This is a genomic window from Chloracidobacterium thermophilum B, from assembly GCF_000226295.1.
Taxonomy (GTDB): domain Bacteria; phylum Acidobacteriota; class Blastocatellia; order Chloracidobacteriales; family Chloracidobacteriaceae; genus Chloracidobacterium; species Chloracidobacterium thermophilum.
Genome location: NC_016024.1, coordinates 2,529,015 through 2,542,264, shown reverse-complemented (window position 1 = coordinate 2,542,264; position 13,250 = coordinate 2,529,015). Strand labels below are relative to the sequence as shown.

Sequence of the window (13,250 nt, the reverse complement as noted above, 5' to 3'; positions counted from 1 at the left end):
CAAGCCGGTTCACGGGTGTCGTCCGCGCTGGCGGAAACGCCCGGCAGGTCAACAATTGACAGCCCGTGGCCGCAACCTTTAGTGTCTGGCATCGCTTGAAAGCGCACATCTTGCGCTTTGCGGCGCGAACGGCCTCCACCGGCGCCCGGTCTGAACCCGCCATGCTTCGTCTCGATAAACTCGAACTCCGTGGTTTCAAAAGCTTTTGCGACGCCACCGAAGTCCTGTTCCATCCTGGCGTCACGGCCATTGTGGGTCCGAACGGCTGCGGCAAAAGCAACATCGTGGATGCCATCACCTGGGTGCTGGGGGAACAGTCGGCCAAAAATCTGCGCGGCGGCAAAATGGAGGATGTCATCTTCAACGGAACCCGGCAGCGGAAGCCGCTGGGCCTGGCGGAAGTCACGCTGACCTTCACCGCCGTGGAGGACCTTGCCGAGGGGCGTCCGCTGGCGGAAGCTGACGAGCCAACCGTCGCCCTGCTGGCCGCCAACGAGTCAGTGCAGGAAGACGCCACGGCAACCGATCCCCCGGCGGCTGCGGCCCGGCGGCGTCCCCGGCTGCCACGCCTGCTCGCCGGGGAGAAAATCACCATCGGACGCCGGCTGTACCGAAGCGGGGACAGCGACTACCTGATGAACGGCCGCCTCTGCCGGCTGCGTGACATCCAGGATTTTTTCAGCGGCACGGGCCTGAGCCGGGCGCACTATGCCATCATCGAGCAGGGACGCATCGGACAGGTGCTTTCCGCAAAGCCCCAGGAACGCCGGGCGCTCATCGAAGAAGCCGCCGGCATCGGACGTTTCAAAGCCAAACGCCACCAGACCGAACTCAAGCTCGAAGCCACCCGCCAGAACCTGGCCCGGCTCACCGATCTCATCGGCGAAATTGAGCGCTCCATCGCCAATCTCAAGCGTCAGGCGCAGAAATCACGCCGGTTCGTCGCCCTGCGGGAAGAACTCCGGGCGGCCCAGCGGCAATATCTGGCGCTGGCTTACGCGCGTTTGCAGTCCAGCCGGGTGTCTCTGACGGGAACCCAGGCCGCGCTGGCGGCTGAGCATGCGCAGTGCCGGTCTGAACTGTCCCGCCTGACCGTGGCCCTGACCGCCGCACGTGAAGCGACCCGGCAGGCCGAAGATGACCTTGCCGCCGCGCGTTCGGCAGCGTCGGCCGCCGAACGCGAACGCGAACGGCTGCGACACGCCAAGGCCAGTCTGGAAGCCGAGGTGCTGCGTCTCGATGAGCGGGCGGCCGAGTTGGCCACCGCCAGCGAGCAGACGGCCGAACGTCAACGCTGGTTGCAGGACGCTCTGGCACAGGCGCAGACACAGACGGCGCAACTGGCCGCGGAACTGGCGGCCATCGAGGCCGAACTGTCCCAGGCCAACCGGAAGCATCAGGCGGCCGTCGCCGAGGTACACACTGCCGAAACGGACTATGAACAAGCCCGCCAGCAGCATTTGACGGCCCTGACCCGCGCCGAACGACTCCGGCACCAGGTTGAACAGCTTACCGAGGCAGCCACCCGGCTGGCGCGGCAGCGGCAATCGCTGGAACAGGAACAGCGCCGCGCGGCCGAACGGCAGTCCCAGGCACTGGCCGAATGCGCCGCGGCGGAGGCCGCTTTGCACGATCACGAGCAACGGCTGGCCGCCGTTCAGGCGGAACTGACGGCGGCGCAGACAACACTTGCTGAAGTGCAGACCGCCCACCGGGCACTGACCGACCGGCTGGCTGAAGTCCGGCGGGCGCACCAGCGCGCCGAAGACCGCCGGCAGGCACTGGAGGAACTCGACCGGCAGCATGCCCACTACACATCCACGGTGCGGCTGCTCTTTGAGCGGGCCGCGGAGATTCCCGGTTTCCAGCCGCTTGGCACGCTGGCTGACGTTCTCGTGGTGCGGGATGGCTACGAAAGCCTCGTGGAAGATGTGCTGGGCGAAGTTTTGCAGGCAGTCATCGTGCCAACGGTAGCCGCAGCGCGGGCGGCCGCCGACTGGTTGACCGCTGCCCAGGCCGGACGCGCCACCCTGCTCGTGACGGGCATTCATGGCGGCGCCGATGGGGCCGGCGCGGCCGCCACCAGACCGGAATCGCCGCCGACGCATTTCTGGGATGTGCTGGGTGTACCGGAGCACCTTGCGGCCGCCGTACGGCAGTCTTTCCCACATCTGGCCGAAGCCCGGCTGGTACCGTCGCTGGAGGCGGCTCTGGAAGCATCCGCCGATGACCCGGCGCGGCTGTTCATCACTCCGGCCGGCGAGCAGGTTTTGGGTGCGCTGCGGCTGACGGCCGGACGGGGAACGGCCAAGAGCATTCTGCGTGTCAAACGTGAACTGCGCGCCCTGCATGCCGAGGCACGGGCCGCCGCCGAAACCCTGGCAACACTGGAGCAGGAACAGGCGCAACTGGCGACCCGGCAGGCGGCGGCGCGGCAGCAGTGCGACGCCCTGGATGCCGAACTGCGCCAGCTTGAAGCCCACCGGGCCGCCCAGGCCGTGGAGGTTGCCCAGCGCCGCCGGGACGTGGAGCGGGCCAACCAGCACGTCGCTGTCGTGGCCGCCGAGCAGCGCCAGCTCGACGCTGAAGCCGGACAGCTTGCGCCCCGGCGCACCGCCCTGGAAACCGAACTTGCCGCAGCCATTGCCCAGCGGGAAACCGCCGAACAGGCTGTGCTGGCCGGGCAGCAACGCCTGGCGCAGCTTCGTCCGGCGGTTGAGACGGCCGCGCAGGCGTTGGCCGAGTTGCGTACCCAGGCGGCCGGCCGGCTGGAACGTCACCGCGCCGCCGAAGGGGAACTGCGGCGGCTCGAACGGGAATGGCGCGAACTGGAACAACGCCTGGCGCACCTGGCTGTTGAGCGCGCCACACTTCAGACGCGCCGCAGTGACTGTCAGCAGCAGCTTGCCGCGTGCCTGAGCCAGGAAGTGGCAGCGGAAGCGGCCGTTGCCGCAGCCCTGAAGCAGGTAGCGTCTGCCGAAGCCCGTTTGTCCGCCAGCCGCCGGGAACTGGAACGTCTCGACGGTGAACAGCAGGCGGCCCAGGCCGTGGAACGTGACCTTCGGGAACGGCTGGCGACGGTTGAAGTCAGTGCCGCCAAAATCGCGGCTGAACTGGAGTATCTCGACCGCCACTGCCAGACCGAGTTGGGCTGCACGCTGGACGCGCTGCCACCGGCCGAGGTCCCGACATCGGACCCGGAGCCACTGGAACGGGAACTGTCAGAACGGATAGCGACACTCAAGGAGTCCATTGCGGCCCTTGGCTCCATCAACATGCTGGCGCTGGAAGAACTGGCTGAAGCCGAAAGCCGCCACGAATTTCTAACGGCGCAGCGGGCGGATGTTCTGGATTCGATAGCGGCAACGGAAGAGACGCTCAGGGAAATCCGCCAGCGCACGAAGCATCGCTTCCGCGAGGCTTTTGACCGCATCAATGCCTATTTCGGGGAAATTTTCCAGGAACTGTTCGGAGGCGGCCGGGGCGAAATGCTGCTCATCGAGCCGGATGACCCGCTGGAGTCCGGTATCGAGATTGTCGCCCAGCCGCCGGGCAAGCGGTTGCAGTCGGTGCTGCTGCTTTCCGGGGGCGAAAAGGCCATGGCGGCCATGGCGCTGATACTGGCCATTTTCCGCTACCGGCCGAGTCCGTTCTGTGTGCTGGATGAAGTGGATGCACCGCTTGACGAAGCCAACATTGACCGCTTCACCGAAAAGGTACGGGCGATGAGTCGGCACACGCAGTTTCTCGTGGTCACGCACAACAAGCGCACCATGGAAGCCGCCGACTCGATTTATGGCGTGACCATGCCGGAGCCGGGCGTCTCCAAACTGCTCTCCGTACGCTTCGATGACAAGCCTTCCGTGACGCCAACGGCTTCTGCTTCGGAGGTTGCATCGTCGGACGCCGACGTTGTTTCCAGCACGCTGGGCGTCATCGGCTGAGGTTGGTCAGCGGACGCTGGAACCGGCTCCGGGTCAAGTGGGGGAGGGACTTCACCGTACCCGTTGACATGCGTTGCGTGCGGCGCTGTGGCAAATGTCGCCGCCACTAGTGGCGACAAGGGCTGATCTTCAGACGTTGCACCGGCATCGGGCAGGGGAGTTACCGATAGGGATGTGGTGTGGGCGGCCGCAGTGCGGGCCTGGATTTCACGCAGTCCGCTGGTGACAAAGGCCGTGGCCATTTTGTCCATCCGGTCGGTGACGACCCGCGAAATCCACTGTTCGCCAACGATGCCGGCTAGCGGATGGATGTCCCGCGCGCGCGGCCGCCAGACGCGCATGTGCAGGCGCACATCGGCATCCGTAGCGCCATTGGGGTTGGGGCGCACGTGAACGTCGCACTGGAAGAAGTCGGGTGAATCTTCGGCGGCCGAGTAGGCAATCTCGCCGGTTTCCGCCCGGATGCGCCGGTACATAACGAACTCCCACGTGATGGGCGCCACGATGGGCACCCGGACGCAGAAGCGCCAGCGGGTGACATCATCACTGTCAGCCACCGGGGTGATGTGTTCGATGATCGGCATGTGGCGGGCGAAACTGCGTGGGTCGGCGAAGAATTCACACAGTTCCCCGATAGAGGCCGGCACCTCGAAGATACGCCGTAAAGTGGCGCGAATAACAAACATAGTGACGTGCATCCGTGGTCGCCGCCAGTGTGCAACGCGCCAGCGAAGGGCGCGGACGGCGACTGGCAGAAGATACGGAACTACTTGCGGTAGAACGTTCGCGCTCAGCCGCCGCCCGAAGCGCAGAAAGCCGAAGCACAGCGGAGGCCAGCGCGAAGGGCGGTTGGTTGCAGCGCAGGTTGGGCCGCCCCCTATTATGTAGCATCGTAGGCTCTCAAGAAGTCTTCTCTGGGTATGCTGGATTGAGTGAGAATTGTCCGCAACGTTGACCCCTTGATCTTACGATGATTAGGGATTGTCAAAGGCGTTCGCGTCCCGTCCGGGTTTTCGCGCGCCATCGCGATGTGGTTGCCTTCTCGGAGTAGGCGAAAGCCCAGGATTTCCAGCGCCTTGATGACTCGCTCAACAGGCGCATCAACTGGGAACCTGGGCATCAGACCCCTACGCTTGTCTCTGCAATAAACGCTTCCAGGATGGCTTCTTCACCTTCAATAACATCCGGCCCGAATGTCTGAATATGGAAGCTGATCGCCGATTTCACATCGGCAAGTGCTTCTTCATAGGTATCTCCCTGACCAACCACCACACCTTTTAGACCAAGGGGGTAGGCAACATAGCCGTCGGAGTGCTTTTCCACGATGATTTTGAATGCTTTTGTCACGGCCCTGACTCCTGAAAACGCCAAGATATAAACACAGTATCACCGACTGTTCCCGCCTGCACTGCCTGCGTGGCGACCCAACCTGCCCTTCTTTTTCACAATCGTTCGCAGCAGCAAACTTTTCAAGCCCACTTCTTCGTCGAACATGGTCTTGATTTCGACGACCGAGACCGGCAGACCGCCAAAGTCGAAGCCTTCGACCTTGACGGCATCCTTTTCGGTCGTCACCAGCCGCTGCGCGCCAGCAGCTTTGGCCTCGGCAACAAGGGCGGCGATGTCGGCGGCCGTGTAGCGGTGATGGTCGGGAAATTGCTTTTTGAAAACGAGATTGGCCCCCAGGTTGGCCAGGTCGTCTTCAAAGATGGTCGGATTGCCCAGCGCCGAAAACACGCCCAGCGGCGTCCCGATGAGGCTGCGCTGCGCCTGTGCCCGGCGCGTTCCCAGTTCGTGGACACCCACAATGTCGTGGTAGGCAAAAAACACCGGAGCCGTGACTTCACATGCCGCCAGCACGCTCAACAGGTGTTCCTGGTCAAAGGTGCGGTCTGTCCGTGTGACCACAATGGCATCAGCTCGTCGAAGGGCATAGAGCGGTTCACGCAGGCGGCCGAAAGGGAGCAGGTCCCCGTTGCCGAAGGGGTCAGTGGCGTCCAGGACGAGAATGTTCAGGTCGCGCGCAAGCTGAAGGTGCTGAAACGCATCATCGAGGACAAACACATCACAACCGTAGGTTGTTTCGGCAAAGCGGCCGTTGGCGTAGCGGTCAGCACCCACAATGATTTTGACATCAGGCAACCGGCGCGCCAGCATCAGCGGCTCGTCGCCCGCCAGCGACCAGTCCGGCAGAGGTTGTCCGTCGTTGAGTATCACCCGCGTCCGGTCCGTCGCCGTACGCCCGTAGCCGCGTGTCAGGATGACGGTTTCATGGCCTTCGTCGGTGAGATAACGGGCAATGTATTCGACCAGCGGTGTTTTGCCCGTTCCGCCAACCGTGATGTTGCCAACAGCAATGACCGGCTTGCTGAGCTGCCTGGGCTTGAGGTAAGCCGTCTCGTAGAGCGCCATGCGCAGCCGCACGCCCAGTTCGTACACTTTGGCCGGGACGTACAGCGCCGCCCGCGCAGCAGGAGACAGGGTTTCAGCGGAAATGGCCGCCGGCGGCCAGGGCATGAAACTGCGCACCGAACCTTTGCTGGGACCTTTGCTGGGAGTGCCGAGGGCGGGAGTCGAACCCGCACGCCCCTTGCGGAGCAACGGATTTTAAGTCCGTTGCGTCTACCATTCCGCCACCCCGGCCCGTTTTCACTCCCACGTGTCACGCTTCGGGAAGTGTCTCGACGTACCACTCGCGCACGACTTGCGTCGCCGAGAGGTATTCATGCCAACCGCGCTGGTCACGGTCAATGAGAACCCACAGAAAACCCGCGCCGAGCGGCAGCAGGGACAGCCCGCAGCCAAGGGTACGGAGCAGCGCCTGGACGGGATTGAGGTCGTGGTCTTCGTAGATACTCACCACGCGCAGGCCCATATACATCATGCCGAAAGTCTGCCCGGCGACCGTCACGGTGCCGAACAGGTACATGCCCGCCAGAAGCGCCGCCGCGCAGGCGACAACCACAGCCACGCCCGGATGAAACAGGGGTGTTCCCGTCAGGACAACCACGAACAGCAGCGGCAGGCACGAGAGTGCCACGACGGCGCTATCCATGATGCCGGCCAAAACCCGTTCGCGCACAAGCGGACGGATGCGCCGCAGGTGTCGTTTCGGAGCTGCCGCTGCCGTAGGCAATGGCGTTGATTCCGGGGCCGCAGCGGGTGTGTCTGGAGGTTTCGTTTCCGTGGCCGGCGGTTCGGTGGGCAGGTCAAAGTCGCCCAGCGCGGCATCGAGTTCACTGGCGATTTCGCTGATGTCCAGATACGGCGGGACTTCGGCCGCTGGTGCCGTGGTGGTCACGGCTGTGGCTGTGACCGTCAGAACTTCCGGCGTCAGGCTGCTTGCCCGCCGGGGCGGAAAGCTGGCGGGTGGGCGCGGTGATTCTGCCGCCCGGCGGACGCGCCGCAGGGCGCCCCGCACGAGGGGATTTTCGATGGCTTCCAGGTCATCCAGCGGCAGGGATTCCGCCGGAGTATCTGCGCCCGGCGACGGGACGGCCCCGGTCATCTCTGCGGCCTGATCGTCCGCGGCCTGCGCGGAAGCTGTTGTGGCGGACGCGCCGGGGGCTGCAATCCGTCCGGCGCTGCCGCGCTGCTCACGGCGGGCCGCTTCGAGTTCGGATTCCATCATCCGCCGCGCCTTGACCTGCCGCACCCGCGCACTCAACTCGGCGCGCCAGGCCGGAACGGTACCGGCGGACTGCACTTCGCGTGGGAAGGGGCCGCCAGCGCCCGGCACTTCGGTATTCGTCGGTGGCAGGTTGCTTTCCATACGTGCCAAAGAAGCAGGTTTATTCCGCGTTGGAGCGATGTGACCACAGCGCCGACACACCCGTTCCGTGTCGGCCTGGATATACCCACAAACAGAGCAAATCATGACGTTTTCTTGCGGAAAACGTGCCCCGGCACCGTTGCGAAGACCCATCGGTGCGGGCAGCCGGTGAATCCCTGGTCGAACGATGCCTTGACTCCAAGGCCCCGACCGTAGCAGAGCCACAGGGGGTTGTCAAAGCGAAAGCAAAACTTTAGCCCAAAACGTAGAAGTGCTTGAAGGACAGATGTTTCACAAGGCGGTGTGGACAGCCCTGCGGCCCCCGGCCGAAACCTTTGGACTGGCAGGCGCTGCCCGGTATGGCGTAAGGTTGGTTGTTCATCCAGTGTGATGGAACATACGTACGGCTCACCCCGGCCTATCGAAAGAAGCCAAGTCATCGAGGAAAAAGAGATGTCTGCACCCACTCCTTTGCCAACCGGCTCCAACCTGCGTTTGTCCGTCCGGTTCGCTGATGTCGGCTTTTCCGAAATCGTGCGCATTCGGAATCGCGTCCTGGAACTTAAGGCGGCCGGTGAAACCATCCATCAGTTCGAGGGCGGCGAGCCGTTCTTTGAGACCCCGGAGCCTATCAAGGAAGCCATGCGCCGTGCCCTGGCTGAAAACAAGACGCGCTACGCGCCGTCAAGTGGCATTCCGCCGCTTATCGAAGCCATTGTGGACAAGGTACGGGCAAAAAACGGCATTCCGGCCGAGCCGGCGCACGTGGTTGTCGGCGTGGGCGGGATGCAGGGGTTGTATGGCGCGTTCAATGCCCTGCTTGATCCGGGCGATGAAGTTCTGCTGCCGTCGCCCTACTGGACGCCCACGCGCGATCTCATCCACATGACCGGCGGCCGCGCCGTGTGTGTGGAAGCGGCCCGGATGCGCGCCGAAGGCATTGAGACGGTGCTGAGAGCGCGATTGACGCCACGTACCCGTGCGATTCTCGTCAACTCACCCAACAATCCGACCGGGCAGGTGTTGACCCGCGCCGACCTGGAGGCCATCGCCGGTTTTGCCCAGCGGCACGATCTCGTAGTGGTATCGGACGAAGCCTACGAAGACCTGGTGTATGAGGGCGAACATATCTCCATCGCCAGTCTGCCGGGGATGTACGCGCGGACGATTTCGGTCTATACCCTGTCGAAGTCCTACGGGATGACGGGCTGGCGGCTGGGCTACGCCGTCGCGCCGGAGCCGTTCATCACCGGCATCAAGACTTCGGTGCTCTACTCGACCAACGGGGTCAGCACGCCGACGCAGTGGGCAGCCCTGGCGGCCCTGCGCGATGTACCGGCGAGCTTTTTTGAGGAATGCCGGGCGGCATACCGGCAGCGGCGCGACCGTCTGATAGCCGGGCTTGCCGAACTTGGGTTGCCGGTAAAGCCGGTGCCCGCCGGAGCGTTTTACGTGTTTCCCGACGTATCGGCGCTGGGGGGAACAAGCGCCGAAATTGCCATGCGGCTGCTGGATGAAGCGCGGGTGGCGACCGTACCGGGGACGGCCTTCGGCTGCGCCGGTGAAGGTCACTTGCGTTTGAGCTATTCACTTTCGCTGGAAGCCATCGAGCGCGGGTTGACGGCGCTGAGCGATTATCTGCGCCAGCGCACTGTCTAGCGCCGTTGTCTGGCCCTGTACGCGGGCACGCCACTTTACGTATGCCGACTTCACCGAACGCCCGTCACCGCCTGTTTCTGATTGATGCCATGGCGCACATTTACCGCGCCTACTATGCCGTACGGGGGCTGGCGACGAAGTCCGGCCAGCCGACCAACGCCGTTTTTGGCTTTACCTCGATTGTGCGCAAGCTGCAAAAGACCTATGCGCCGGAGTACCTCGTGGTGGCGATGGATTCGGCCGCGCCTTCGTTTCGCAAGGCGTGGTTTGAGAACTACAAGGCCAACCGGGCCGAGATGCCGGCGGATTTGCAGGAGCAGATTCCGGTCATCGAAAAAGTCTGTGACGCGCTGCGGATTCCGCGTGTCAAGGTGGATGGCTACGAGGCCGATGATCTGATCGGCACGCTGGCACGGCTGGCCGTGGAGCAGGGGCTGGAAGCGGTCATTGTCAGCAACGACAAGGACATGACGCAGCTTGTCCGCGACGGCATCAGCATTCTGCGGGTGGATAACAAGTCCGGTGAGTTTGTGTGGTGCGACCGGGCCGGCGTTGAAGCCTGGATAGGTGTGCCGCCGGAGCAGGTCGTGGATGTGCTGGCACTCTGGGGCGACAGCTCTGACAACATCCCCGGTGCGCCCGGCATTGGTGAAAAAGGAGCGGTGCAGCTCATCCGCCAGTTCGGCTCGCTGGATGAGGCCCTGGCGCGCCATGCGGAGGTGTCGCGCAAGACGTACCGGGAAGCCCTGCGCGATCACCAGGCGACCATTGCGCTGGCGAAACGGCTGGTGACGATTTGCCAGGAAGCCCCTGTGACGCTGGACCTGGAGTCCTTTCGCAGCCAGCCGCCGGACGCTGCCGCCTGCTATGAGCTTTTTTCGGCGCTGGAGTTCAAGGCACTGACGGCTGAATTTGCCAAACTGCTGGCGGCAGCGGAGCAGGTTCCGTCCGCAACGCCGACCGCCGCCGTGACGACCAGCTACCACGAGTTGGCCACTTCCGAGGGCCTGCGCCGCGCGTTTGACAGCGTCTATGCGCGTGACAGCTTTGCGTTTCACTTTGAAGACGACGCTGGCGTGATGACGCGCGGCAGCCTGTCGTTTGGCCCGGGGCATGCTCTGCGCTTTGAACGTGCCGCGCTGGATGCCGGGACGCGGGATGGTCTGCTGGAAATCCTGGCCAATGGGCTGGTCAACAAGGCCTGCCATGACGCCAAGCGTGCGCTGTATCTCATCAACTGTCCGCCGCACAGTGGCGTACCGGCGACGGAGGCGCTGGCTTCCGGGCAGGACTTCCGGTTTGAGAGTCTGCGTGACGACGTACATCTGGCGGGGTATCTGCTTGATCCTGGCGTCAAGGCCGAGCGGTTGACGCTGACCGGGTTGGCTGAAACGTATCTGGGGCTGGAGGCGGGGGCCGTGCAGGCTCTTGACCCGGCGGATGTGGTCAGCCGGTTGCAGGCGGTGTTGCGCCCGAAGTTGGAAAGCGAGGGGCTGCTGACAGTGTACGAGACGATGGAACTGCCGCTGACGCCGGTGCTCTACGATGTCGAATGTGCCGGTGTCAGGATCGATCCCGCCCCGTTGGTTGAGCTTGAAGCCGAGCTGCGCCGGGAACTGGAGCGGTTGACGACCGAAATTTATGAACTGGCCGGGGAGCCGTTCAACATCAACTCACCGCAGCAGGTGGCCGACATTTTTGAGAAGCTCAACTACGAGACTTCAAAAAAGACAGCCACGGGCCGGATTTCGACCAGCGCCGATGTGCTGGAAGAGCTGGCGGAGAGGTACGACCTGCCCCGGTTGATTCTCGAATACCGGGAGCATGAGAAGCTGCTGAACACGTATGTGACAGTCCTGCCGCGTCTGGTGCATCCGGCCACGGGACGTTTGCACACGACGTTTACCCAGACGGTGACGGCGACGGGGCGGCTGTCGTCGGTACGTCCGAACCTGCAGAACATTCCGATTCGGACGGAAATGGGACGGCGTACGCGCCGGGCGTTTGTGGCGGAGGAAGGCTGTCGGCTGATTTCGGCGGACTACTCGCAGATTGAGCTGCGTTTGCTGGCGCACATCACGGAGGATGCCCGGATGACGGCCGCCTTTCAGGCCGGGGAGGACATCCACGAGCGGACGGCGCGGGATGTGTTTGGGGCGCAGACGCCGGAGGAACTTCAGGCGACGCGGCGGCTGGCGAAGGCGACGAATTTTGGGATTGCCTACGGGGTTGGGGCGTATGGTCTGGCGCGCAATGTGGGCATCGGGCGCAAGGAGGCCAAAAAGGCAATAGATGCGTATTTTGCGGCATATCCCGGCATCCGGCGCTACATGGAGGAGACGCCGGAGAACGCGCGGCGGACGGGTGTGGTACGGACGCTGTATGGGCGTTTACGGCGGATGCCGGACCTGAACAGTCGGAATTTCACGGTGCGGTCGCGGGCGGAGCGGGAGGCCATTAATGCGCCGATTCAGGGGACGGCGGCGGATTTGATGAAGCTGGCGATGATTGAGGTCGCGCGGCGGCTGCCGGCGGCTTTTCCGCGGGCGCGGCTGGTGTTGCAGGTGCATGACGAGTTGTTGCTGGAGGCGCCGGCGGATGACGCACCGGGGGTGGCGGCGTTGGTCAGGTCGGTGATGGAAGGGGTGGCGACGTTGCGCGTGCCGTTGGTGGTCGAGGCGCGCATCGGGACAAACTGGCTGGAAGCGAAGTGAAACCTCGTACGGCCTGTCGCCGGGAGAAGTCTGATGCCTATACCTGACTACCAGACGTTAATGCTGCCGCTTCTGCGGTGCTTCGCTGATGGAAAAGAACATTCGGTTCAGGATGTGGTGAACACTTTGGCCAGAGAATTTTCCCTGACCGAAGAGGAGCTAAGAGAGCTTCTGCCAAGTGGCAAGCAGCCTGTCTTTTATTCCCGTGTAGGATGGGCAAAGACCTACCTGGTAAAGGCAAGGCTCATTGATAAAGTACGCCGCTCACATTATGTGATTACCAGAAGGGGAAGAGAAGTTTTGAATGAAAATCCTTCGGAAATCAAAAACGAATTTCTCGCCCAATTCCCTGAGTTCACTGAGTTCAGAAGACGCGAAGTACAAAAAGAGACGCAAAGTAAAAAGGGAATCTGCAAGGAGGAAAAAACTCCAGAGGAGGTACTGGAAGAAGCTTACGCAGAGCTGAGGGACAGTCTGGCGCAGGAGTTGCTCAACACTGTCAAGAAAAGCACCCCCGCCTTTTTTGAAAGACTGGTTGTTGAGCTTTTGGTCAGAATGGGATATGGAGGATCGCGCCGCGAGGCGGCGAGGGCGGTCGGCCAGGTCGGGGATGAAGGGATAGATGGCATTATTGATCAGGACAGATTGGGACTCGACACCATTTATATCCAGGCAAAGAAGTGGGATCAGTGTGTAGGAAGGCCGGAGATACAGAGATTTGTTGGCGCACTTGCCGGAAAACGGGCCAAAAAAGGTGTTTTTATCACGACTTCTTCGTTCTCCCAGGAAGCTGTAAGATACGTATCAACCATTGAAGCCAGGATTGTGCTTATTGACGGGAAACGCCTGGCAGAACTCATGATTGACTACGATGTAGGCGTTACTCCTGTGACAACCTACCAGCTCAAGCGGGTTGATTCCGACTATTTCAACAACGGATAAGCCGCAAATGGCTTTCCCGCATACGCTTTCCGAAACTTTTTACAGTGCATCAAGGCTGACTTGAGCCAGGTCTGCCTGAGCCGGGCCTGGCAGCAGGTACTCGGCCCGGCAGCAGGCAGGCTGGTCTGCGGCCTGAAACCATCTTCTGCCGCAAAGTAAGCCGTTGACGCCGGAAGTTCCCCGATTCCCCGTTCTTCATTCGGAAAAGGGCATCGGCAG

Annotated in this window: 8 protein-coding genes and 1 tRNA gene; 4 read left to right on the top strand and 5 right to left on the bottom strand. The window is 62.7% G+C overall.

The genetic code is table 11. From position 1 onward, the window contains the following. Positions 1-161 precede the first annotated feature (161 nt). Positions 162-3,944 (top strand): chromosome segregation protein SMC, encoded by a 3,783-nt coding sequence (gene smc, locus CABTHER_RS10505; RefSeq protein WP_148264031.1) that lies wholly within the window; start codon positions 162-164, stop codon positions 3,942-3,944. Between the two features lie 880 nt (positions 3,945-4,824). Here smc and CABTHER_RS10500 read toward each other — a convergent pair. From CABTHER_RS10500 to CABTHER_RS15990, 5 genes are all read right to left on the bottom strand, one after another. After that, positions 4,825-5,064, bottom strand: coding sequence for a type II toxin-antitoxin system HicA family toxin (locus CABTHER_RS10500; protein WP_014100617.1), 240 nt, complete (start codon positions 5,062-5,064; stop codon positions 4,825-4,827). Further along, entirely contained in the window at positions 5,064-5,291 is a 228-nt protein-coding gene (locus CABTHER_RS10495) for a type II toxin-antitoxin system HicB family antitoxin (protein ID WP_014100616.1), read from the bottom strand. The genes CABTHER_RS10500 and CABTHER_RS10495 overlap by 1 nt, the downstream gene beginning before the upstream one ends. A gap of 39 nt (positions 5,292-5,330) precedes the next feature. After that, a complete protein-coding gene (lpxK, locus tag CABTHER_RS10490) occupies positions 5,331-6,461 on the bottom strand; it encodes a tetraacyldisaccharide 4'-kinase (RefSeq protein ID WP_014100615.1) in 1,131 nt (376 codons plus the stop codon). Positions 6,462-6,502: 41 nt separating this feature from the next. Continuing rightward, positions 6,503-6,587, bottom strand: a tRNA-Leu gene (locus tag CABTHER_RS10485). A gap of 19 nt (positions 6,588-6,606) precedes the next feature. After that, a complete protein-coding gene (locus CABTHER_RS15990) occupies positions 6,607-7,716 on the bottom strand; it encodes an RDD family protein (protein WP_014100614.1) in 1,110 nt (369 codons plus the stop codon). 453 nt (positions 7,717-8,169) lie between these two features. On the opposite strand from CABTHER_RS15990, the gene CABTHER_RS10475 reads away from it, so the two are divergent. The 3 genes from CABTHER_RS10475 to CABTHER_RS10465 are packed head-to-tail and all read left to right on the top strand — an operon-like array spanning position 8,170 to position 13,031. Then, the gene (locus tag CABTHER_RS10475) at positions 8,170-9,375 is read left to right on the top strand and encodes a pyridoxal phosphate-dependent aminotransferase (RefSeq protein WP_049787500.1); all 1,206 of its coding nucleotides are present in this window, start codon (positions 8,170-8,172) and stop codon (positions 9,373-9,375) included. 41 nt (positions 9,376-9,416) lie between these two features. Further along, complete coding sequence (gene polA / locus CABTHER_RS10470) at positions 9,417-12,089, top strand: DNA polymerase I (RefSeq protein WP_014100612.1); 2,673 nt, start codon at positions 9,417-9,419, stop codon at positions 12,087-12,089. A 33-nt stretch (positions 12,090-12,122) separates the two neighbouring features. After that, a complete protein-coding gene (locus CABTHER_RS10465) occupies positions 12,123-13,031 on the top strand; it encodes a restriction endonuclease (RefSeq protein WP_014100611.1) in 909 nt (302 codons plus the stop codon). Positions 13,032-13,250 lie beyond the last annotated feature (219 nt).